Origin of the sequence: Vreelandella neptunia (assembly GCF_000712975.1) — a bacterium.
Lineage (GTDB): Bacteria > Pseudomonadota > Gammaproteobacteria > Pseudomonadales > Halomonadaceae > Vreelandella > Vreelandella qaidamensis.
In genome coordinates this window covers 846,773-870,236 of the sequence record NZ_JHQL01000001.1, presented here as the reverse complement: position 1 = coordinate 870,236, position 23,464 = coordinate 846,773, and the positions used below count along the sequence as shown (strand labels likewise).

Sequence of the window (23,464 nt, the reverse complement as noted above, 5' to 3'; positions counted from 1 at the left end):
TGCATATAACTGTTCGCACGTAATAGAGAGATTAGACGCAATGAGCGAAGACCGATCGAGCAACTCAAATCAAAAATCCTGGCTCGAGAAACTCTTTGGCGCCCTTTCCGGAGACAGTGACGAACCTAGCTCGCGCGATGAGCTGATGACATTTTTACGCCACACCGCAGGGAAACTGAAGCTCGATCAAGACGCCATTATGATTATCGAAGGTGCGCTTGAAATCAGTGACCAACAGGTGCGTGAAATATTGATCCCACGTTCACAAGTCTCAGCCATTACCCTTGATCAAACCAGCGATGGCTACCTGCCATTAATTCAGGAAACAGGGCACTCCCGCTACCCGGTCATTGGCGAAAACCTTGACGATGTAAAAGGCATCCTACTTGTTAAAGACCTGCTCCCCCTGCTCTCGCAAACGCAAGAAAGCCGCGATGCCTTTAAGCTAGAAGACGTACTGCGTCCAGCAATGTTTATTCCAGAGTCCAAACGCTTAAACAGCTTGCTGAAGGAGTTCCGTGATACCCATAACCACATGGCAATTGTGGTAGATGAGTACGGCGGCACAGCCGGTATTATTACCATTGAAGATATTCTGGAACAGATTGTTGGGGATATCGAAGATGAACATGATACCGATGAAGAGGACGATATTCGCACGCTGGAAAACGGCCACTTTGCGATTCGTGCTCTTACCCCGATTGAGGACTTCAACGAGCGCTTCGGTACCGAATTTTCTGATGATGAATTCGATACTGTGGGCGGCCTTGTGATGCAACAGTTTGGTCACTTACCCGGACGTGGTGAACATACGAGTTTAGGTGGCTGGCGCTTCATCATCCTTAATGCTGATAATCGGCGTATTCGATTGTTGGAAGCTTATCGCGACGATGAGAGCAATAAGGCCACCGATGGCGATGATAACGACGACAGCTAGCCAACTGACTACTTCAACCTGCTGATAGGATATCACCATGGGGTTGACGCCCACCTTTGCACTTCAACTGCTGGCTGCACTCGTAGCCGGCGGTTTTACCACGCTTACCGCTTCACCATTTGAATTATGGTGGCTAGGCCCAGTCGCCATCGGGCTTCTTTATGCTGGTTTGCATTCATTAACTCCTTCGCAAGCGGCGCTAAAAGGCTGGCTATACGGCATAGCGCTATTCGCCAGCGGCACATCTTGGGTATATGTATCCATCCATGATTATGGCTACACTGGTGTTCCTCTCGCTGTCTTCCTCACCGCTCTGTTTGTCACGGTATTGGCGCTCTTTTTCGCTGGCACTTTTTGGCTTTATCGACGTTTTTGTAGCCCGCGCTTGGCCTTTCTCACCTTCGTGGGTGCTTGGGTGCTGGGCGAAGTGCTGCGCACTTACCTGTTTACCGGCTTTCCTTGGCTGCTGGTCGGTTCCAGCTATGTTGACTCGCCACTCGCCAACTGGGCACCAGTAGGCGGCGTTTACCTGCTTTCTCTACTGGTCGTGCTCACTGGCACCTTAGGCGCTGAACTGCTACGACGCCAATGGTGGGCAGCACTACCATTAGCCGTCATTTGGCTGCTCCCTTTGGCACTGCCAACACTTTGGACAACGCCAGCGAGCGAGCCTACCCGCGTTGCGCTACTTCAAGGTAATTTGCCCCAGCTATTAAAGTGGACCCCTGAAGGCCAGCGCGTAGCAGCAAATACATACAGCGATTTAACCCGCCGCGTCGCTGATGAGGCAGATCTTATTTTATGGCCCGAAACCGCTCTGCCAATGATAGATAACCAAGCTCGCCCGGTGTTGGAACGCGTACAAGCCAGCTTACCGCCCAGCACCGCGCTATTAACCGGCATTGTCCAACTTGATGAAGACGACCGTTATTTCAATAGCGTAATTGGTGTTGGCAACGTCGAGGGCAGCTACCAAAAAGAGCACCTAGTGCCGTTTGGTGAATACCTGCCGCTTGAAAGCGTGTTGCGTGGCGCTATCGACTTCTTCGATCTACCGATGTCGAGTTTTTCTAAAGGCGCCTCCGAACAAACGCCAATGCAGGCAGCTGGCGTCACGATTGGCAACGCTATTTGTTATGAGATTATCTACCCACAGTTGGTGGCACGCCGCGCAGCAGACAGCGACGTGATTGTGACGGTATCTAATGACACTTGGTTTGGCGCGTCCATTGGCCCTCATCAACACTTGCAAATGGCCCGTCTGCGCGCGCTAGAGAATGGTCGCTATGTTGTGCGCGCTACCAGTAACGGCATTACCGCGATTATTAATCCTCGTGGCGAGCTAGTAGATAGCGCAGCGCAATTTGAAACCACCTACCTCATTGGCGAATTTTACGCCATGGAAGGGCTAACACCGTTTAACCGCACTGGCAGCTGGCCTGCGTGGCTATTCGCTGGCCTACTCCTGTTACCGGGCTTGATACGCAGGCGTTAAAGACAAGGAGGCAGCTTTTAGCAAGCGATGTCGACATAGCCGCCCTTACTCATCAGTAAAATTATCGCGAGCTAAAGTTTCCTCCAACAGAAAGCAGAAGTTTTAAGTATTATCTATGGTGTTTTTATAGCTGATCCTTATAAACACGACCACCTTTCATAATCATACGCAAGTTGCTCTCTGGATCATTCAGAAAGTCAAGGTCACTGCTTGGATCACCATCTACGACTAGGAGGTCAGCTAGGGCTCCTGGCTCAATGCGCCCAAGAACACCAGGATAGGGATTACGCGGTCCTGAAAGTGACAATAAATCACCGTTATGTCCCGTTGCCATTGCCAGCACTGTTAGCGGATCATAAAAGCGCGTTAACTTTGCCAAATGCCGAAGTTGGTTCGGGGTGTTTTTAGGGCTAAAGAGTATGTCAGTGCCCCAAGCAGTTTTCACATTAAACCGCTGTGCCATTTCGTAGGCGCGAACAGTACCTTCAGCCACTTGGCGCTGAGACTCTCGGCGTGCCGCATCAGGATAAACGTTGGCATCTTCATCTTGCAGGAAAGGCTGTAGACTCCACCACGCGCCCTCCCCAGCCATCATTCTTACCGATTCTTCATCAGCCAATTGGCCATGCTCAATAGACTTAACACCAGCCCGCAAAGCGCGCTGTATACCTCGCGGCGTATAGACATGCACCATCACATAAGTGCCCCAATCATCAGCAGCCTCGACCGCGGCGCGTAATTCTCGCTCCGTAAATTGGGTGCTATCTAAAGGGTCATAAAGCGACGCTACGCCTCCACCCGCCATCAGTTTGATCTGTGAAGCACCTAGCATTAGCTGCTCACGTGTGCGTCTGAGCACTTCAGCTTCGCCATCCGCAATCACTGCAACCCCCTGACGCTCTGCTTCACTTAGCGGTGTTGTGCTGCCCCGTGGAATGTCGTGACGCATTCTGAAGTCACCATGTCCCGACGTCTGGGAAATCATTGCGCCTGCGGGAAACACTCTAGGGCCGTTAACAATGCCTTCATCAATAGCACGCTTTAACGCAAACGATGGCCCACCCACGTCCCTAACTGAGGTAACACCACGCATTAAGGTTCGCTCTGCTTCCCGTGCTGCCACCAAATGCACGTAGCCAATATCAGCGGTCATGGCTTCCATTTGGGAGATAGCCGCTAAGGTGGTGTGCCAATGGGCATCAATCAAACCAGGCATCAGTACACGACCGCCACAATCAATGACATCAACACCTTCTATCTCGCCACTGCCATCAAGAATAGCGTCGATACGACCACTTTCTACTCTGATTGATACGCCATCACGCAGTGGGCCACCGCTCCCATCGAATAGCCTTAAATTCGTTAATAGTAACGGCCCATCATGCGCTTTCGGCTGCTGCCCAACAGCAAAGGGCACATGCAGTCCTGCAAATAGAGCCATCACCGCCGCCGTTCCTCCAATCATTTGTCGACGGGTTATTTCTGCCATAACGCGTTCATGGAAGCGTTGTAAAATCGGAGACCCACAGCAACAAGCACCATGACTATGATGCGTATGAGGCTCTGTCAGCATCGGCGAAAATAAAGAACGAGCGTTAGGTGGCATGGCTAGAGCCTCGGTTAACAGTAATTAACAGTAAAAGGACAAGCAACTTTATTACTCTAAGTCGACTCACCATCAGTTAGCAGTGATTAATATATACCAAACTGATTAACGAGCAATTACATAACAGTCTCTTTATCGAAAAACCGCAATAAAATTTAGCTCGCTAATATAAAAACGATTATTCCAAAGCCGGCACAACGAACCACCCACCCAATAAATTATCTACAAACCATTTTTGGCTTATTGCACTTAACACCTAAACTATGGTTTAACCCTTATAATAAATAAAAAGAGGTGGTGAGTTGTGAAAAGCTCAAGCATGTTTTTATGGGCATCATTACTTATGGTAGCCATAGCGTTACCTAGCCAGCACGTTCACGCGCAGCCACTAGCTCTGGAAGATGCTTGGCAACAACTCCGCAGCCAAGACGATGACGTTGCAGCAGGCCAAGCTGCCCAGCAGCGCGCGGTTGCGCTTCTTTCTAACCGCAATAATTTACTACTCCCTCAAATAGATCTAATTGGCTCTTATACCCACCTAGATAACCCAATTGAAGTGGATGCACTTGCTCTCAACCCGCTTAGTAGCGTCGCTGACTCCCTGCCAGGCCAGCGATTAGTCGATCTTATTGGCGGCCCTAATGCCTTTCGTACACCGGTCACTAACCGCAACGTTGCCCGAAGCTCGTTAGCGATGTTTTGGCCGCTCTATACAGGTGGAAAAATCAGCTCTGCACGGGAACTATTAACATTAGAAGAGAGGGCAGCATCGCTACTGCTTGAAGACGTTTACCGAGCCCGTTTTATGGATTTAGTAACCGCTTATTACGGGCTAGTAATGGCTGAGCGAGCGCTTACTACTCAACAACAAGCTGAAAACACCCTTGCCCACCATTACCACTCTGCCCAAGCGCTTGAAGACCAATATCAAATTGCGCGGGTGGAGCGCTTAGCCGCTGAAGCAGCCTATGACCGTTCACGTATCACTACGCGCGCCATCCGCGAGCAGCGTGATAGCGCCCAACAAGCATTAGCCTCTTTGGTTCACTATACGCCTTCCAATGCGCCAGGGTCTGGCGGTCATTCATCAGGCCCTACGCCTACATCTCCCCTGTTTACGCTCGCATCGCTGCCACCGATTGGGCATTTTCAACCAGGGCTAGCCGACCACCCTGTCCTTAGATTATTAGCAAATAAACAGGCTCAGGCGGAAAGCGTCGTTGATGCAAGCCGTGGGCTTTACCATCCGAATGTCTTTATGTTTGGCAGTTACAACCTCTATGAAGATGACTCGTTAGCTAGCGATCTCACACCCGACTGGTTGGTTGGCGTTGGTGTCAGTATGCCACTGGTAGATCGCAGCGGACGGAGTGGCAAGGTACAGGCAGCGGTGAGCACAGTATCGGAATTACGGTATCGCCAGCAGGCCGCTTCCCGCAAGCTAGAGCTGTTGCTTGACCAGCAGTATCGCGATGCCAATCAAGCGCTTGAAGAGTATAGCGACCTCGCAAGTACAGTGGCGCTGGCAGAAGAGAGCCTACGCCTGCAAACGCTGGCTTTCTCAGAAGGAATTGGGCGAGCGCTTGATGTGATTGATGCCCAAACCTTTCTATCCACGACCCATACACGCCGTGATGCTGCCGCTTTCCGGTTCGTCATGTCGTTTGCCCAATTACTCAGTATTACAGGTCAGCAAGAATCACTATTTGCTTATCTTAGCGAAGGGGACCCCATCCCGTGACCACGCGCAGATTTCTCATCCTGGCCATATTGGCAGGGGTCGCCATCGCAGTATCTGTTGTTTTCTGGCGCACCTATAGCACGCCTCCTCTTCGCCTACAGGGCCAGATAGAAGCCCGACAATATATGGTGTCTTCAAAAGTCCCAGGACGGCTTGCCGAAATTGAGTTTCGCCGCGGTGATAGTGTCAATGCCGGAGATGTCGTATTTCGAATCGATAGTCCTGAACTTGAAGCTAAACTGACGCAAGTCGATGCACTCGATACGATTAGCCGCTCACTGGCGCAGGCGGTTGAAGGCGGCACCCGTGAGGAGAAAATAGCCGCAGCACGCAGCGAATTTCAGAAAGCTCAGGCGGCTGAGACCATGGCAAGAACCACCTATGAACGTACCCGCGTATTAGCCGAACAAGGCGTTGTGGCCCGTCAACGGCTTGATGAGGCTTTTACACTGCTACGGGTAGCGGAGCAGACGCGGGTAACCGCCGCAGAGGTGCTTAGATTAGCAGAGGCAGGCCCTCGTGAAGAAGCACGTACCGCCAGCCGCGCTGGCGAAGATATAACGACTAGTCTACGTGATGAAATCACTGAACTACTTGAGGACTCGCTAGCAATTGCACCTCATAAGGGCATTGTCAGTAATGTATTACTAAACCCAGGTGAGCTCGTCCCCCAAGGTTTCCCAGTGGTGATGATCACCGACCTAGACGAAGCATGGGCTCTGTTTAATGTTCGTGAAGATCTGCTACGGCACTTTTCGCCAGGTACAGAGATCGACCTCGATATTCCCTCTCTTGGTCATCAGGCACGCTTTAAAGTCAGCCACATCGCAGCGCTTGGCGACTTTGCCACTTGGCGTGCCACGGTGCCCGGTCGTGGCTTTGATATGCGCACGTTTGAAGTGGAAATGCACCCCATTGAGCCAGTACCTGGCCTAAGGGCAGGCATGAGCGTATTGCTTGATTTACCTTCTGAGGAAGCGCCGACAGGTAGCCAGCATGGAACCGACTAGACTGAATGGCTGGCAGGCGCTACGCAGCCAGCCGTGGCTGCTCGCTCTGGTAGGATGGCTGCCCCCTCTGCTGGCTCTGCTATTTATTGCCGTGTTTGAAACAGGCACTCCACGATCACTTCCCGTAGGCGTTGTCGATTTAGACCATACCTCTGAGTCTCGTTCACTGCAGCGTTATTTAGATGCCAGCCCAGCATTAGATATGCTTCACCCTTACCCTTCGGCAAGCGAAGGGGCCGAAGCGCTACAACGTGGTGAAGTCTTAGCACTATTGATCATCCCACGTAACTTTGGCCGCGACTTGCGTCTTTCTCTCAGTCCCGAGGCCGTGGCTTTTTACAATAGCCAATACCTGCTAGCCGGAAAATTCATTTCCTCCGCACTAACCCAATCAAGCATGAGTTTTGCCGCCGAAGCGGGCGTTGTATTACGGCTTGGTCAAGGCTATGCATTACCACAAGCAGTAGCAGCGGCGGCCCCTGTGCGGCCACAAATCACCTCCCTTTATAACGCGGGAATGAGCTATGCGCGTTTCTTGGTGACAACAATCACACCCGCCCTATGGCAAATTGTAATCGTCGTTGCAACGCTGCTGACGCTTTGCTGGCGGCTCGAAAAAGCGCCGCTACCCACCACTTTCTCCGCCAGAAGTGTTTCACTCTGGCAACTACTAACACCCATTTCGCTGCTGCTATGGCTGCAAGGCGTCATCCTGCTTGGCATGTTTTACTATTTTCTTGGCTGGTCACCAGAGGGCAGCGTGGCTTGGCTAATGGTTGGTATGGCGCTAATGGTACTTGCCGTTCAAAGTATGGCGACGTTGATTCTAGCTACCGTTGCTAACAAAATCCGCGCGCTAAGCTTATGTGCTGCTTATCTAGCACCAGCCTTTGCCTTTATGGGAATTACTTTCCCAAGAGGCGATATGAATATACTGGCGCGAACCTGGGGCAACTTAATGCCCTCCACCCACTATATTGAACTCCAGGTAGCGGTGGCTGACCATGGGGCACCGCTGGCTACTCTGCTACCGCCCTTATTAATATTGCTGCTGTTCCTGCTGCCTTTACCCTTCGCCATTCATGCCTTGCCAAAACAATTAAACATCAACCCTGCTGAACAGGTGTCCTCATGAATGCCTGGCAACGGTGTTGGCAAGCGTGGCAGGTAGAGATTGCGAATATATTTGCTGATCGGGCCGTGCTGCTCGTAATTGTCGGCGGCTTACTATTTTATGCCGTTCTTTACCCTCTTCCCTATCATAAGAGCGTGCCGGGAGAACAAGCAGTGGCGGTGGTGAATCATGATCACACTCATCTGGCCCGGCAACTTATCCGCATGGCAGATGCAGCCCCTCAAATTCGAGTCGCCGCCCAGCCGTCCAGCATGGCAGAAGCAGAAGCCTTACTGGCCAGCGATGCTGTTCATGGGCTATTAATTATTCCTTCCGGTTTCGAGCGTGATATTTATTTAGGACGCCCAACCAGCCTCTCTTTTGCTGGGGACGCCAGCTATTTTCTAATTTACGGCAATGTGGTTGAGGGCTTGCTGACAGCCGCGACGACACTCAGTGTGCAAACCCAACTCGTTGGTAGCTTAATGAAGGGAGAAAGTCCTGCACAGATCCCTGGACAAATTATGCCGATGCGGCTCATCACTAAGCCCGCGTTTAACCCCACGTCGGGCTACATTAATTACATTGTGCCCGCTGTCTTTGTATTAATTCTGCACCAAACGCTACTCATTGCCGCAGGTAGCGTAACCATCAAAGATCGCGCGCGCAGGCGTCTGGGGCAAACCGCGCCATCGCTCGCATTAGCGCTGCCGCTTCGCCTCTTCACCTTTCTGCTTATCTACCTATTATTTGCCATGCTCTACTTTGGCTTTTTCTTCCAGCTTTATGGTGTTCCCCATGCGGCTGCGCCTAGTGAATTACTCGCCTTCAGCGTGCTATTTTTCATAAGCGCCACGTTATTCGCCATTTGGCTTGGTTATCTGCTTCCGCGACCAGAACTGCCCACTGTGCTGGTTCTTCTTTCGTCACTACCGATTGTCTTTACCGCTGGTTTTGCCTGGCCTGCCGAAAGTCTACCCAAATGGCTAGATATCCTAACCCTACTGATTCCAGTTAAACCTGGCATACAAGGTTTTTTAGCGATGAATCAAATGGGTGCCCCGCTTCTCAGCATTGGGCGCGAAATTAGCGTACTGATTGGATTATGTATTCTGTATGGCGGATGGCTTTGCTGGCTCGCTTGGCACCAACGCAAGCAGTCACATTGCTGAAAGGGTGGTTTGAAAGGTAGCTTGAAAGGTAATAACGCAAATGGCGGTGATGCCTTATTAGATCACTCCAAATAGGACATCACCGCCATTTTCTACTGCTCTAACTGTTAACGACAAACGCAACGTTTGTTCGTTAGCCTATCATGCCATGGTGGCAAATCATTCTGCGGCGGGAATTTCGCCCAACACCTCAGGAATCGTCATTTTCACATAGCGCCCGGGCGCGCTTTCAATCACGCTTAGTTCACCTTCTCCAGGCTGACGCGCGGGCACCATTTTTTCCGGGTCAGGATCAGCATAGCCGTTCTCCGTTACCCATGCCTGCCAGTGTGGCCACCAGGAGCCTTCGTTAAAGGTGGAGCCTTCTTGCCATGCTTCATGGGTGTCGGGCAGCGCATCGTTGGTCCAGTAGCCGTATTTATTCTTGTGGGGAGGGTTCACAATGCCCGCGATATGGCCAGAACCACCCAATACAAACGTCACCGGCCCTTTGGGTAACAGCGCGCCATAATACGTACTGTTCCACTTAGCGATATGATCTTCTTTCGTCGAAACGAAGTAGCACGGCGTCGAGATTTTACGAAGGTCAATCTTCACCTCGTCCAGCTCGATACCACCTGGTTCTACTAAACGGTTTTCCAAGTACATATGGCGCAGATACCAGGCATGGGTACCAGCAGGCAGGTTAGTCCCATCAGTATTCCAGTACAGCAGGTCAAACGCGGCGGGCGTTTCGCCTTTCAGATAATTATTGATGTAGAACGACCAGAAAAGATCATTCTCACGCAATAAATTAAAGGTGTAGGCCATCGAGCGGCCGTCTAAATATCCTTTCATTTCCAGCGTATTTTCAATTCCCTCAACCACCCGTTCGTTAAGGAATACGCCAATATCACCAGGATCACGAAAGTCCTGCAGCGTCGCCATATAGGTCACTGACTTCACTTTTCGACCACGCCGAGTGCTTGTCAGATAGGCCACCGTAGAAGCAGTTAGTGTGCCGCCCACACAGTAACTCAACAGATTGACTGACTTCTCACCACAGGCTTGCTCAATGGCCTCCATCGCGCTGACGGGGCCCATTTGCATGTAATCAGCCCAGGTAATATCGCGCTGTTCTGGGCCAGGGTTACGCCAAGAAATCAGAAATACCGTGTGCCCTTGGTCCACCATCCACTTAACCAGCGAATTATCTTCTCGCAGGTCGAGAATGTAGTACTTATTGATCCATGGGGGCACGATCAACAGTGGCGTTTTAAAGGTTTTTTCCGTGGTGGGGGTGTATTGAATTAACTGAATCAGCTCATTTTCATACACCACGGCACCTGGGGTGACAGCAATGTTATCGCCAACACCAAAGGCACTTCGATCGGTCATGCGTACGTTAATACCCTCGGCGGAATTCGCCAGGTCTTCTCGCAGGCGCGTCAGGCCATCTACTAGGTTTTGTCCACGCGTCTCAATTGTACGACGCATGACTTCGGGGTTAGTCGATACAAAATTAGTAGGCGACATGGCGCTTACTAATTGCCGAGCATAAAACGCTAGATTGCGTTTCTGTGTCGGGTCTAAGCCATCCAGATTTTCAATAAGCTCCTCTAACATCTGCGAAAACAGTAAATATTGCTGCATAATCGCTAAGTAGTAAGGCTCTTGTGTCCATGCTTCATCTTTAAAGCGGCGGTCGCCTTTTGCAGGCGTTATCAATGGCGTCACTTGCTCACCAGACATCGCCCGCACACCCTGCTGCCAAAGTAGCCACTGATCTTGCAGTAGGCGGGACTGAGTTTGCCACAGCAGGTTAGGGTTACTCATGAGCGACTGTGCGGCGGCTTCAAAGCTTTCACGCATATCACTGTAAACGGAGTCAGCAGCTTCGCTGGGTGCTATCCGTGACAGTAAATCCTCAAGCAGGCCTTTGTACTGTTCACCAACATCGCTTAGCTGCACTTTCCATGCTTCAAGCTCTTCTTGAGAAACACCTTGAGACGGCATTTTCCACCCTGACAGCATACTCACTCTCCCCTCACCTGCTTGGCATTGTCTGCCCAGGCACATCATCCAAAAGAACGCGGCGCCTTCAAGGCGCCGCGAACATCGTTACGTTTAGCTTTTACGTGAAGATTGGCTAGTCGATTTCGCAGGCTGTTCACTTTTCGCAGCAGAGGTGGCTTGCTCGCTCATTTTCTGCCCAGCTTCGCTGAACAGCTTTTCCATTTCGGATTTGAACTGCATGCTCATCTCACCCATGACGCGGGCATCTTCCTGCATCTGCTGAGAAAGCTCATTCATCATTTCGGCTTGTTTCGTACCAAAATCACGCAGGCTTTCAGCATCGTTAATTTCCGTCGCACTGCGAATGCGCTCGGTGCCCATCTGGCTGTAGCGTTTCATTGCTTCCAGCTGATACTGGGTCATTTTTTCCATATTGTTGAGCATCAGCGAGTTCATCTTGCGCATTGGCTCGAACATTTGGCGCGTTTGGGTACTAAAGGCGTCCATCATTTTATCTTGCATAGTGTCTGCTCCTATCTCTCATTCCTTGGCATGAGCCTGGAGTGGCTCATCACACGGCAAATTGCTGCACTGCAAAAAGAGTAAACGCTGCATTGCTGCTTTGCAACATTCCTAGCAGCACGCTCGACAACGCTACACATTTCACACGACAGTTCTACCCTTTAGCGCGAGAGCGCGAAGAAGCTGTTGCTTTCGCTTTGGAACTTCTCGCACTTGATGCGCTTTTACCTGACGCTGCATTGGCAGCCTCTTGGGAGTCATCCTGATTCGTGTCGCCAGCCTGGTCGGCACTGCCACCTGAGGTTCCTGCTTTACGCAACATATCCAACATCATCTGCTGATACGTACCGAAATTAGCTAGCCCCTGAGAAAGTCCTTGTTGCATCATCGGCTGCTGCAGGAAAGGACGCATTAGACTCATAGGGTCATAGCCATCCACCCCAGATTCCATTTGCCGCTGAATATTTTCCAGCAGGCTTTGCTGAAACGCCTCAACATCCGGCAGCCCTAATGATTGGCGAAACTCATCCGGTGTCAGGTCAAATTCAACGTTAATTTTCATAGGCGACTCCTTAACCATCTTCCTAGAGTGTAGCAGCGTTACGCTAAGCGCACCGTGCTGTTATTGTTGTTCTAAACGCGGTGTATCAACGCTAACATCGCCATTCTGTCCACGATGACGTAACCAATGGTCTAGCAGCGTAATTGCCATCATTGCTTCAGCGATAGGCGTCGCGCGAATACCGACACAGGGGTCATGGCGACCCTTTGTTATTACCTCAACTGGTTGGCCATGTACATCAATTGAACGCCCGGGCGTAGTAATACTTGACGTTGGTTTCAACGCTAGGCGGGCAACGATCGGCTGCCCACTGGAAATTCCGCCTAACACGCCACCAGCATGGTTTGACAAGAAGCCCTCTGGGGTCATCTCGTCACGGTGTTCACTACCCCGCTGGGCAATGCAGCCAAACCCTGCACCAATCTCTATCCCTTTTACCGCATTGATGCTCATTAAGCCATGCGCCAGATCAGCATCTAAGCGGTCAAAAACCGGCTCACCCAGCCCAACCGGCACACCGTCGGCAATCACGGTAACTTCCGCGCCCACCGAGTCTTGGTCACGACGCAGCTGATCCATATAGGCTTCAAGCTCAGCCACTTTGTCCGGATCGGGGCAGAAAAAGGCATTTTCGCTCACTGCATCCCAGGTTTTGAAGTCGATTTTAATTGGCCCCAACTGGCTCATATAACCACGAACTTGTATCCCTTTTGCGGCCAGCACCTTCTTAGCGATCGCGCCAGCGGCAACGCGCATCGCGGTTTCCCGTGCGCTAGAACGACCGCCGCCCCGATAATCGCGATGACCATACTTGTGATGGTAGGTGTAGTCTGCGTGGGCAGGCCGGAATTGATCTTTGATTTTAGAGTAGTCTTTGGAGCGCTGGTCGGTGTTCTCAATTAGCAGACCAATGGACGAACCAGTGGTTTTACCTTCAAACACACCAGAAAGAATCCGCACCTGATCCGGCTCTTTACGCTGGGTGGTATGCCGAGAACTGCCTGGGCGGCGGCGATCTAAATCGTGCTGAAGGTCCTCTTCACTGATCGGTATGCCAGGCGGGCAGCCGTCAACAATCGCGCCTAAAGCAGGGCCGTGGCTCTCACCAAATGTAGTAACGGTAAATAGCTTACCAAAGGTATTGCCAGACATGGGCGTTAGTTCCTCACGCAAAAGACGCCGCATGGGCGTCGAGTTCAGCGGCGCTCAAGGCAAAAACACCCTGGCCGCCACGCTCGAATTCAAGCCAGATAAAAGGCACTTCAGGAAAAGCAGCCTCTACATGGCGGTCGGAATTGCCAACTTCAACAATCAGCCATCCCTCGTCGGTTAAGTGCTGGCGCGCCTCGCACAGAATGCGTCTCACGATATCTAACCCATCGTTACCAGCCCCCAGCGCCAAGGCAGGCTCGTGGCGAAACTCGGCGGGCATGGTGGCCAGATCACGTGCATCGACATAAGGCGGGTTTGATACGATCAGATCAAAGCGCTGGCCTTTCAAACCATCAAACACGTCGGACTCGACGGCCCGTACGCGATCACCAACGTCATGACGCGTGATATTTTGACGCGCAACCGCTAAGGCATCCTGGCTAATATCCGCCAGGGCGACCTCACTGGTCGGCAGCACCAACGCGGTGGCAATGCCGATACAGCCAGAACCGGTACATAAGTCCAATACTCGGGCAGGCGGTTCTTCTGGGAACCATGCTGCAAAACCATCTTCAATCAGCTCGGCAATAGGCGAGCGCGGAATTAATACGCGTTCGTCAACGCTGAACGGGAACCCGGCAAAAAAAGCTTCACCCAGTAAATAAGGCAGCGGGCGGCGAGTAGTTACCCGCTCTCGCGCTAAACGAATAATGCGCTCGCGCTCTATTGGCAACAGGCGTGCGTCTAGCACAGCAGGATCGACGTTCCACGGAAGGTGCAGTGCGCCTAAACACAGCGCAACGGCTTCGTCCCAAGGCGATTCGGTGCCATGCCCATAATGCAATCCCGCCAGATAAAACTCACTGGACACCCAGCGTAAATAATCGCGTAATGTAAAAAGCTCGCTCACTACTACCGACTCCGGCAGCGAAAGCATTGAGTGGGAGGTCTCATCATTAAGGTGCGTGGTCACAGCGGCTCCTGGCGTATAAAGATTGATGAAAAGATTGTACCTTTGACGCCGTCTGGTTCACAGCACGCGGTTCACAAGCGTGCGTTTCACAACAACATTCAGCTCGCTATCCTGTGTGTTTCTCAATTATGCTTGTTTATTGACACTTTTCTTAACATTTAACTTCTCGATTTGAGCTAATCATGACGCGACACCTGCCCAACGACGACGATATCAGTGCCTTTCGCCAAGCGCTGCAGGCAGCAGGCGTACGCCGTATTGCCAGCAACCAAGCCAACCCAGGCAAGCCCAAACGTAACGATGATGCCCAACAGGCACGCCGGCGAGCTGCGGTAGAAAGCAACACGCTACAAACCAGCGGTCGCACATCTGACGGCCGAGTAGAGGCAGTACGCCCTTCAGAGTATCTGGAATTTAGCGTTCCGGACCTGCCCTGGCGCACCTTTAGCCAGCTAAAGCGCGGCCAAACCGCTTGGCAGGCTGGGCTGGATTTACACGGCTATACCCTAGAAGAAGCTCGGATTGAGCTTGAAAGTTTTTTACGCGACGCTGCTGCACAAGGCATGCGCTGCGTTCTGGTAGTTCACGGTAAGGCCTGGGGTACCACATCGGACTTTCCGGTACTTAAAAGCCATACCAACGCATGGTTAAGAGAGTGGCCCGGCGTCTTGGCGTTCTGCTCCGCCATCGATATCGATGGCGGCACAGGGGCGGTGTATATTCTGCTGCGCAAGCGCGGGCAGTAAGCAGCTATTTCACTACGCTTACTCGGTGGCATCAGAGGCAATACCAGGCATCCGTCGCTCCAGTGCTTCATCGGCAAGATGCCGACCCAGCCGAATTAATTCGTTGGCTCGGTGAAACTCATAAGTGCTGCAAACAGTTTTGGGAATTTCAATCAATACATCTGGCGGATAGCCTGCGATTTTATACTTCGCGAGCGCCGCCTGGGTGATATCAAACGACTCTAAAATCATATCGAGCTTGCCCCATTCACGCTTACCACGCAGGTCAACGGTTTCATCAACGTCACTCTCTTCACCATTGCTACCCCCCAGCCCGTCCCACAGCCGCCGTGTGGTGGCACGAACGTCATCCATCCAACCGCCAATATTAGCATCGCGATCGCGTTCTAACGCGGTGCGGCTATCGCTCTTATCTTCGTGGGGTAACAGCTCCTCTAACGTGATGGGTTGCGGACTGTGCGCCGTCACGTTAACCGCTACAACAAAGTCCGCTTCATGGGCGGCTAATATCGGCATCATCGGCAGTGGGTTCAGTAAGCCGCCATCAACGAGCACCTGGTCCCCCACATGCACTGGGGTAATAACGCCAGGCACGGCAATAGAGGCTCGAATTGCCTGAAGCAAGGAGCCGTTTTGAAACCACACTTCACGCTGACGAACCAGATCCGTCGCGACGGTCGTTACCGGAATAGGCAGCTCTTCAATCAATCTTTCGCCAACCAGCTCTTCTAACTTGTTCATGACCTTATTAGCCCGCATGGCCCCCATCGGACTCCAGGTCACATCGACCAGCTTTAGCACGTCTAAATAATCCAGCGTACACACCCACTCGCGGTACTCAGGCAGTTTTCCAGCCGCATAGATACCGCCAATAAGCGCGCCCATGGAACAACCCGCAATCGAGATAATCTCGAAGCCACGTGCTTCTAATGCTTCGATAACACCGATATGGGCGTAGCCCCTAGCTCCTCCACTCCCCAATACCAACGCAACCTTATTGCCATTATTTAAAGGAAGGTTTCCCAAAGGTGTATCAGCAGTTTGCGTCACTTTTTTCATTGTCATCTTCCTAATGCTGAACAACAGATAACCGTTACACTTGTTGCCGGATTATCTCAGCCACGTGCTCAACCGCCTGGGGTTCAAGGTGCAGATGATGGCCACCCGCTAGTACATGGCGCGTTAACTGGGGCACCGCTTGGCGTGCTTTTTCCGCCCAGTCCCGCTCGCCTAAAATACCCCGCTCCCCTTCTATCAATAGCACCGAGGCTTGAATCTCCGCCAGTAGTGCCAACACCTGCTGGGGTGTAAAGCGCACCAAAGAAGGCTTTAACAAACGGCTATCAGTGCGCATTTGCACATGCCCATCGGCGGTAGCTTGCGTGTTACGTTCGACAAGTGGCGTAGCGGTGATGCTGTCCAGCGGCGTGACGCCTCCGGCTACCCGCGCAGCGACTGCGCTCTCAATATCCGGATAACGAGGGGGCCGGGAAAGCGGCCGCCGATAGGCTATCAACCCTTTACGCAGTTGGCTGGCTGTCTCTTCAGCCGGTGTGTTTAACGCACCTAAACCATCTAGCAAAATAAGCTTATTCACCCGCTCGGGGAACGCTGCGGATATGAGGCAAGCCACGGCTGCCCCCATCGAGTGAGCAAGTAGCGTTGTCTTTTCGAGCGCTAATGCTTCCAAGGTATCCAGCACATCGTGAGTGTAGTCCCATAGTGCATAGTCGCTTCCTACAGGTGCATGGGCCGAATGCCCGTGACCACGAAAGTCGATCGCAACAATACGAATATCCAATGCTTTTACTAACAGCGGCGCTAACCGTGTAAAGCTTGCAGCGTTGTCTAACCAACCGTGCAGTGCCACCCAAGTAGGCGCAGTGCTACGCCCCCAGCTAAGTGCTGCCAGCCGCCCATTCGCCAGGGAAAGCGGCTGCGCAGCGGTACCGACATGAGTCGATTCATTCATAAACAGGATCTCTTTAAAGCCGGATAACCAAGCAATGTCATATTCGTCAGATGACGCTCTAAGGCGTAAACGTTACCATGCTAAGCGCAGCGCATCTGCCGCTTTTATGGGGGGTTCGCTGCTTGCTACTACTTCGTAATGTGTTGAATAACGATGACCAACAGGAAAATGGCTATGAAACCACGTCGTGATACCCGTGCTCGCAATCTTGTGTTCTTAATTACCGTGATAAGTGCACTGGTGGTTGGCATGTGGCTCGCTCGCTAAGCCAATAGCACCCGCAAACCAATATTCCCCTGGTACCCTGCGCTGAGCGTCGCTTGCAATTTTTTCCCCATGAATAAATACTGCCTATATACTGTATATAAAAACACTATTTATTCATGAGGATGCCGTCGATGCCGTCTCAACCCACTTATTGTGCAACAACCATGGTTGCGACAGCCCTGCCGTTAACCTCTCAACCGCTGCCCTTTCCAATGCTCTACGGCCGCGCTGGGTTTAGCGGCTTCCCTTCACCTGCCCAGGATTACGAGCCACGCACACTAGATCTCAATGAGCGGTTGATTAAACACCCCAACCACACGTTCTACCTCACCGCCACAGGCGACAGCATGGAAGGCTGGGGGATATTCGAAGGTGATTTGCTGGTGGTAGATCGCAGCATACCGCCCCGTTTAGGGCATATCCTGGTCGCCATGTTTGAAGAGGAAGTACTGATAAAGCGTTATGCGCTCTATCAAGGCACGCCACATCTTTGTTCGGCACATCCTCACTACCCACCACTCCCCCTAGCAGAGACGGACTGCCAGCTATGGGGCGTGGTACGCGCTGTGGTGCATGAGTATTTGCCATGATTGGCCTTGTTGATGCCAACAACTTCTACGTGTCATGCGAGCGGGTGTTTAATCCTGCGCTTGAAGGCAAGCCCGTTGGCGTGATGTCGAATAACGATGGCTGTGTGATTGCCCGTTCGGCCGAAATGAAAGCGCTGAACATCCCCATGGGCACACCCTCTTTCCAACTAGAAGGTTTGCGCCGGCGGGGCGTAATTCACCTGCTGTCCTCTAACTACGAGCTGTATGGCGACATGTCCGCACGACTCGCCCAGCTACTGCGGGATGCCTGCCCCGAGGTCGCGCCTTACTCTATTGATGAAATGTTTATTTACCTGGATGGTTTCAGCGACGCTCAATGCCAAACGCTCGGGGAAGTCTTACGCCGCCGCATTCGCCGCTATTTAGGGCTGCCTGTCTGTGTAGGGCTAGCACCTACCCATACGCTAGCCAAGCTCGCTAATCACGTTGCCAAAAAGCAGCCTCACTACCAGGGCATCTGCCTGCTCACCGCCAATAGCCCAACCACGGCTGCGCTGCTTAAACAGCTGCCGGTGAATGACGTATGGGGCATCGGTAGACGCCTAGCAGAACGGCTTGCGGTGGGTGGTATTCGCACGGCGTGGCAACTGCGGGAGTGCGATCCAAAGCAACTTCGCAAACGATTTTCAGTGGTGCTTGCGCGTACAGCACTAGAGCTACGTGGTATCTCCTGCTTGGAAATGAACGCAGTCGAGCAGCCGCGTCAGCGTATTATGACGTCGCGCTCTTTTGGTCAAGCAACCGGCGTAAAAGCGGAATTACACGCAGCACTGCGCCGCCATGCCCAGCGTAGTGCCGAAAAACTGCGCCAGCAGAAAAGCCTTACCCGCGCCGTGCTGCTGTTTCTGAACACCAACCGCCATCGTAAAGACCAGCCTCAACTTTCGCCTAGCGCGATGATTCCCCTAACGTCACCAAGCGACGATACCCGCGTCATTTTAGAAGCCGTACGCGAAGGGCTTGAACAGATGTACCGGCCAGGTTTTCAGTTTATGAAAGCCGGCGTCATGTTATTGGACTTAGTGGATGCGCAGCAGTATCAACTTTCACTGTTACAGCCCTCACCCAAGGCGCACCCGCACTTGATGAACACCGTTGACGCCATTAATCAGCGTATGGGGCAAGGCACCATTCGTTTTGGAATGACAGAGGCGGAAGCACCGTGGCAGTTGCGCTGTGCGCACCGCTCCAACCGTTACACCACCTGCTGGGACGAACTCATGGAGGCAGGCACTCACCCTGGCGCCATTGCGGCCGCCAGGGTGAAGCGTGAACAACAGCAGCTAGCGCGAGCGCAGCGCTTGGCGCAGCCGCGGGCTTAATGCCTCTCCGATCAGCGCAAATATCACTAAGATCGCCAGCAGTATCGGCCAGTGAACAGCAAACGACACTGGGTAAAGGCCCAGCGCATCGACAAAAATGACCAAGATACCCAGCGGACTCACGTAACGCACCATGGCTAGCCACAGTGCATAAGGCAACGGCGCAAGGCCCAGCTCGTCGCGGAAGGTTTCACTTTTCAGCACAAACCCCGCCAGCAGCACCATGCCCAAACCTCCCAGCGGCATCATCCAGCGCGAGGTCAAATAATCCAGCCAGTCAAAGAAGTGTTTACCCGCGAGCGTCCAATCAGCGCCCAGGTTAAACGACAGCATCGCCAGCGTGCTGATCAGCCATAGCACGATGCCCGTCGCCCAAGAGGCCGACTTACGGGTCATGCCTTTGTTATCGCATAACCACGACACCGTAGCTTCCACCATCGAAATAGACGAGGTCAGCGCTGCCATTGAGAGCATTAAGAAAAACAGAATGCCAAATAGCGTGCCCATTGGCATCGCCTGGAAAGCCAGCGGCAAGCTCATAAAAATAAGCCCAGGCCCTTCACCAGGATTCATACCGTTAGCAAAAATGACCGGGAAGATTGCCAACCCCGCCATGAGTGCAACCACGGTGTCAGCAATGGCCACGCTTACCGTGGTACGCCCAATCGAAGCACCTTTGGGCAAGTAGCTACCGTAGGTAAGAATCGCACCGGATGCCAACGACAGTGTGAAAAAGGCATGGCCCAACGCCGCGAGCATCCCTTCACTCGAGAGACTTCCTGCGTTAAACGAGAACAAGAAGCTCACGGCCTCGCCAAACCCACCAGAAAACACCCCGAAGATAATCAGTAGAACGAGCATGAGCACTAGCCCGGGCATCATCCAACTGACATTTTTCTCGATACCTTCCTGAACGCCTTTGCCCACAATTACCATGGTCAATACTGCCACCAGGGTACTCCAACCACCCAGGATGAACGGGTTGGCGTTATTCGCGCTAAATACGGCGGCCATATCGTCAACGCTGCTGCCAGCCAGTCCGCCGGTGAGCATTTTCCATAAATAGGAGAACGACCAACCTGCGACCACGACATAAAACGACAGAATCATAAAGCCGCAAAGCATCGCCATCCAACCAATCAGCGACCAAACAGAAGAGCGACCAGACTCATTGACGACACGCCGTATCGCATCGATAGGGCTGCCGCGCCCACGGCGACCAAAGGCAATCTCGGTCATCATCACCGGTACGCCGACGGCTAGAATGCACGCCAGATACACCAGCACAAAAGCTCCGCCGCCATACTCCCCGGTGATATAGGGAAATTTCCAAATATTGCCCAGCCCCACCGCCGAACCGGTGGCTGCCAGCATAAAGCCCCAGCGGCCCAGCCACTGAATGCGAGGTTGCCCAGAAGACGCCATGACCTTCCACCTTGTCAGAAAAAAGCGCCTATCCTAGAGGATTTTGTCGACAAAGCCCAAAACTCTTGCAGCCATCAACCAACTATTACGCCACCGATAGCGCTTTGGCCTGGGCATCTAGCCGCTGGGCGGTTTGGTCTACCTGACGTAGCCAAACTAAAAGCAGCGCCCCTAACGTGACAAAGCCGCCCGCCAGCCATAAGCCCAAGTAGTAATTGCCAAAAGACTCCGCCAACATGCCGGTCAGCGCAGGGGCAACAATTTGGGCGGCACCATAAGCCAGTGTCATCTGCCCCATTAATCGGGCAGGGCTTGATGGGTATAGCCTACCCGCCATGGTGAGCACCAAACTGACACAGCCCAAGAAGGTACCTCCATAAAGCACTGCACTTAACAGCACACCTATTAAGCTTGATGTCATCGCAGGCAATACAATGCCCACCACCTGAACCAGCATGGCCACAATGAGTGCGCCTAAATAACCAATACGTCGCGCCACTAGGTCCCATAGCATCACCGCAGGAGCCGCGGCCAACCCTACCAGGGCAAATGTCCAGTTTCCTGCGCCAGCCAGTAGCGGTTCACGCTCGACAATCGTCACAATAAACGTCGCACTAATCACATAGCCATAACCAGCACAGAAATAGGCCGGTAGCATAAGCCGCATAAAGGTACGACTGGGTGGCTTGGCCGGTGCATCATGATGAGCCGCGCTACCAAGTACCGGCTTAACAGGCCGTGGCAGCCATCGCCAAGCAGGCACTAACAGCACTGCGGCTAAACCACTAAACCCCCACCACTGGGCCTGCCAGTTAAGCGACAGTGCGAGCATTAGCTCAACCGCCAGCGCCGCCACCACAATACCAATACCCACCCCAGCAAAATGAATGCCTAATTCACCCCGCTGTCGGTGCTGAATCAGCCAGTGCAAAATCAATCCCGAAGCCAGCAGCATAGAACCGCTACTCGATAGCCCCGCAAGAAAGCGAAGCCCCGCCCATAGCCAGAAGTGATCGGTCAGCGCCATACCGGCAGTGGTTAACACCGCAAGCACCAGGCCAATTCGAAACAGCGTGTCTTTGAGATACACCGAGCGAATTGATGCTGCCAGCACCGCGCCTAACATGTAGCCCGCATAATTAAGCGCAGCCAGCCAACCACCGTCGGCGTCGTTAATCCAGCTCTGCTGCTGCATTACCGGCAGTAGTGGGGTATAGGCAAAGCGCGCAATACCAATACATAAAATTTGGCTAAAAATGCCCGCCAACAGCACTTTAAAGCGCTGCGATTTAAGGCTAGCGGTACTCATGAACACTCCCCCGTCAAGGTACTTTCGTTTTTATCGTCGTCGTTGTTATATTCATTTTTAATGAATCAATCATACGCCGAAACGTCCATGGCACCATCGCCCAAACGTGGCATGCCCAAGCAGCGCATCTGCTTCAAGAATCTGGCAGACTAGTAAGCGGTAAACACCACCCAACGGAGAGTGCTTAACATGAGTAACAGCGCCAAACCCTGGACGCAGCCAATGCCCGACGCGCAGTTCAATATTATGCGTGACATTCTTGCCGCCCCTAGCCCAGTAGGCCTGGAAGGCGCAATGACTTACGGCGTTCTAAAGCCTTACTTTGAAAGCTTCGCGCCAAGTGACTGGCATCTTCATCAATTTAAAGGCAATGCTGGCGTGGTGCTGGACACACATCCTGGCCGCGATGACATGTTCAAAGTCATGATCATCGGCCATGCAGATAAAATCCGCATGCAAGTTCGCTCGATTGGCGACGACGGCAAGATCTGGATCAACACCGACTCCTTCTTGCCTACTGTACTTATCGGCCATGAAGTGAAGCTGTTTAGCGAAGACCCCAACGCCCCCGGCAGCTACCGCTGCATCCAGGGCGGCACGGTAGAAGCCCTGGGCGCTATTCACTTTTCTGACCCCGCCCAGCGCGATGGCAGTAAAGGCATCAAAAAAGAGCAGATCTACTTAGACTTGCAGATTCATGGCGAAAATAAAAAGCAGCAGGTATTAAACCTTGGCGTTCGCCCCGGCGATTCGATTATTTTCGACCGCCCTATTCGCCCTGGCTTTAGCCCCAACACGTTCTACGGCGCTTACCTGGATAATGGCTTAGGCTGTTTTGTCACCGCAGAAGTGGCGAAGTTAATCGCAGAAATGGGCGGCACCAAAAAAGTACGCGTGCTCTTTGCCATTGCTAGCTACGAAGAGATTGGCCGTTTCGGCAGCCGCGTATTAGCAGGCGAACTCAAGCCAGACGCACTGATTGGCGTAGACGTTAACCACGACTACGTGGCCGCCCCAGGCATTGGCGACAAGCGTATGCAGCCGTTGGAAATGGGCAAAGGCTTCACCATGGCGGTCGGCTCTATTGCCAGCGAACAGCTCAATCGCATTATTGCCAGTGCCGCCAAAGAGCAGGATATTCCCCTACAGCGGGATATCGTCGGCGTTGATACCGGCACTGACGGCATGGCGGGCGTGCTGGCCTCTATTGATAGCGCAGCGACCTCGATTGGCTTTCCGATTCGCAACATGCATACCATTTCCGAAACCGGCAACACCCAGGATGTGCTCGCTGCGATCCATGCTTTGACCCACACGCTCAAAGCGCTGGATGCCCTACCTGATCTGGAGCGCGAATTCCTGGACAACCACCCACGGCTTGACCAAGCTAACCCGCTTAGCCACCAAGGCAGTGACAAGCCTGAAAGCGACAAGCCTGAAAGCAGCGAAGACAAAAAACACGCGAAGTCAAAAAAGACCAAGAAGAAGTAGGTTCAAGAAAAGTAATATAAAAAAACCCCGGCCAATAATGGC

20 protein-coding genes are annotated in these 23,464 nt (G+C 52.6%); 10 read left to right on the top strand and 10 right to left on the bottom strand.

Annotated features, from left to right (window positions below):
• Positions 1 to 40 precede the first annotated feature (40 nt).
• Both CR46_RS0104015 and lnt read left to right on the top strand, forming a co-directional pair.
• Positions 41 to 937, top strand: a complete 897-nt coding sequence (locus CR46_RS0104015; RefSeq protein ID WP_030070226.1) for an HlyC/CorC family transporter — start codon at positions 41 to 43, stop codon at positions 935 to 937.
• A gap of 37 nt (positions 938 to 974) precedes the next feature.
• Complete coding sequence (gene lnt / locus CR46_RS0104010; protein ID WP_030070225.1) at positions 975 to 2,432, top strand: apolipoprotein N-acyltransferase; 1,458 nt, start codon at positions 975 to 977, stop codon at positions 2,430 to 2,432.
• Positions 2,433 to 2,556: 124 nt separating this feature from the next.
• On the opposite strand, the gene CR46_RS0104005 is transcribed toward lnt, so the two are convergent.
• Positions 2,557 to 3,921 (bottom strand): metal-dependent hydrolase family protein, encoded by a 1,365-nt coding sequence (locus CR46_RS0104005; RefSeq protein WP_156963041.1) that lies wholly within the window; start codon positions 3,919 to 3,921, stop codon positions 2,557 to 2,559.
• Between the two features lie 421 nt (positions 3,922 to 4,342).
• Between CR46_RS0104005 and CR46_RS0104000 the strand changes: the two genes are divergently transcribed.
• From CR46_RS0104000 to CR46_RS0103985, 4 genes are read left to right on the top strand one after another with little or no spacing between them, the layout of a single operon-like run.
• Complete coding sequence (locus CR46_RS0104000; RefSeq protein WP_156963040.1) at positions 4,343 to 5,779, top strand: TolC family protein; 1,437 nt, start codon at positions 4,343 to 4,345, stop codon at positions 5,777 to 5,779.
• Positions 5,776 to 6,789 (top strand): HlyD family secretion protein, encoded by a 1,014-nt coding sequence (locus CR46_RS0103995; protein WP_030070222.1) that lies wholly within the window; start codon positions 5,776 to 5,778, stop codon positions 6,787 to 6,789. Before CR46_RS0104000 ends, CR46_RS0103995 begins: the two co-directional genes overlap by 4 nt.
• Positions 6,776 to 7,924 (top strand): ABC transporter permease, encoded by a 1,149-nt coding sequence (locus CR46_RS0103990; RefSeq protein WP_051690109.1) that lies wholly within the window; start codon positions 6,776 to 6,778, stop codon positions 7,922 to 7,924. The genes CR46_RS0103995 and CR46_RS0103990 overlap by 14 nt, the downstream gene beginning before the upstream one ends.
• Positions 7,921 to 9,075: an ABC transporter permease gene (locus tag CR46_RS0103985; protein WP_030070220.1), complete on the top strand. Its 1,155-nt coding sequence runs from the start codon at positions 7,921 to 7,923 to the stop codon at positions 9,073 to 9,075. The genes CR46_RS0103990 and CR46_RS0103985 overlap by 4 nt, the downstream gene beginning before the upstream one ends.
• A 159-nt stretch (positions 9,076 to 9,234) precedes the next feature.
• Here CR46_RS0103985 and phaC read toward each other — a convergent pair whose 3' ends face one another.
• The 5 genes from phaC to prmB form a co-directional block, all read right to left on the bottom strand.
• Complete coding sequence (gene phaC / locus CR46_RS0103980) at positions 9,235 to 11,088, bottom strand: class I poly(R)-hydroxyalkanoic acid synthase (RefSeq protein WP_030070219.1); 1,854 nt, start codon at positions 11,086 to 11,088, stop codon at positions 9,235 to 9,237.
• 93 nt (positions 11,089 to 11,181) lie between these two features.
• A complete protein-coding gene (locus tag CR46_RS0103975; RefSeq protein ID WP_030070218.1) occupies positions 11,182 to 11,592 on the bottom strand; it encodes a phasin family protein in 411 nt (136 codons plus the stop codon).
• Positions 11,593 to 11,746: 154 nt separating this feature from the next.
• Complete coding sequence (locus CR46_RS0103970; protein WP_030070217.1) at positions 11,747 to 12,154, bottom strand: hypothetical protein; 408 nt, start codon at positions 12,152 to 12,154, stop codon at positions 11,747 to 11,749.
• A 60-nt stretch (positions 12,155 to 12,214) separates the two neighbouring features.
• Positions 12,215 to 13,306, bottom strand: a complete 1,092-nt coding sequence (gene aroC / locus CR46_RS0103965; RefSeq protein ID WP_030070216.1) for a chorismate synthase — start codon at positions 13,304 to 13,306, stop codon at positions 12,215 to 12,217.
• 13 nt (positions 13,307 to 13,319) lie between these two features.
• On the bottom strand, positions 13,320 to 14,279 hold the full coding sequence (gene prmB / locus CR46_RS0103960; RefSeq protein ID WP_030070215.1) for a 50S ribosomal protein L3 N(5)-glutamine methyltransferase: 960 nt from the start codon (positions 14,277 to 14,279) through the stop codon (positions 13,320 to 13,322).
• A gap of 182 nt (positions 14,280 to 14,461) precedes the next feature.
• Between prmB and CR46_RS0103955 the strand changes: the two genes are divergently transcribed.
• Entirely contained in the window at positions 14,462 to 15,025 is a 564-nt protein-coding gene (locus CR46_RS0103955; RefSeq protein WP_030070214.1) for a Smr/MutS family protein, read from the top strand.
• Between the two features lie 18 nt (positions 15,026 to 15,043).
• Here the strand turns inward: CR46_RS0103955 and CR46_RS0103950 are convergent, their stop codons facing one another.
• Together CR46_RS0103950 and CR46_RS0103945 are read right to left on the bottom strand one after the other, a co-directional pair.
• On the bottom strand, positions 15,044 to 16,084 hold the full coding sequence (locus tag CR46_RS0103950; protein WP_051690108.1) for a patatin-like phospholipase family protein: 1,041 nt from the start codon (positions 16,082 to 16,084) through the stop codon (positions 15,044 to 15,046).
• A gap of 34 nt (positions 16,085 to 16,118) precedes the next feature.
• Entirely contained in the window at positions 16,119 to 16,997 is an 879-nt protein-coding gene (locus CR46_RS0103945; protein WP_030070212.1) for an alpha/beta fold hydrolase, read from the bottom strand.
• 398 nt (positions 16,998 to 17,395) lie between these two features.
• Between CR46_RS0103945 and CR46_RS0103930 the strand changes: the two genes are divergently transcribed.
• Together CR46_RS0103930 and CR46_RS0103925 are read left to right on the top strand one after the other, a co-directional pair.
• Positions 17,396 to 17,854: a LexA family protein gene (locus tag CR46_RS0103930; RefSeq protein ID WP_030070211.1), complete on the top strand. Its 459-nt coding sequence runs from the start codon at positions 17,396 to 17,398 to the stop codon at positions 17,852 to 17,854.
• A complete protein-coding gene (locus CR46_RS0103925) occupies positions 17,851 to 19,197 on the top strand; it encodes a Y-family DNA polymerase (RefSeq protein ID WP_030070210.1) in 1,347 nt (448 codons plus the stop codon). The genes CR46_RS0103930 and CR46_RS0103925 overlap by 4 nt, the downstream gene beginning before the upstream one ends.
• Here the strand turns inward: CR46_RS0103925 and CR46_RS0103920 are convergent.
• A complete protein-coding gene (locus CR46_RS0103920; RefSeq protein WP_030070209.1) occupies positions 19,159 to 20,622 on the bottom strand; it encodes a sodium-dependent transporter in 1,464 nt (487 codons plus the stop codon). The genes CR46_RS0103925 and CR46_RS0103920 overlap by 39 nt on opposite strands.
• An 85-nt stretch (positions 20,623 to 20,707) precedes the next feature.
• On the bottom strand, positions 20,708 to 21,931 hold the full coding sequence (locus CR46_RS0103915) for a YbfB/YjiJ family MFS transporter (protein WP_030070208.1): 1,224 nt from the start codon (positions 21,929 to 21,931) through the stop codon (positions 20,708 to 20,710).
• A 189-nt stretch (positions 21,932 to 22,120) separates the two neighbouring features.
• Here CR46_RS0103915 and CR46_RS0103910 point away from each other — a divergent pair, with 189 nt between their 5' ends.
• Positions 22,121 to 23,422 carry a M20/M25/M40 family metallo-hydrolase gene (locus CR46_RS0103910; protein WP_030070207.1) on the top strand — a complete coding sequence of 434 codons (1,302 nt, stop codon included), beginning with the start codon at positions 22,121 to 22,123 and terminating at the stop codon, positions 23,420 to 23,422.
• Positions 23,423 to 23,464 lie beyond the last annotated feature (42 nt).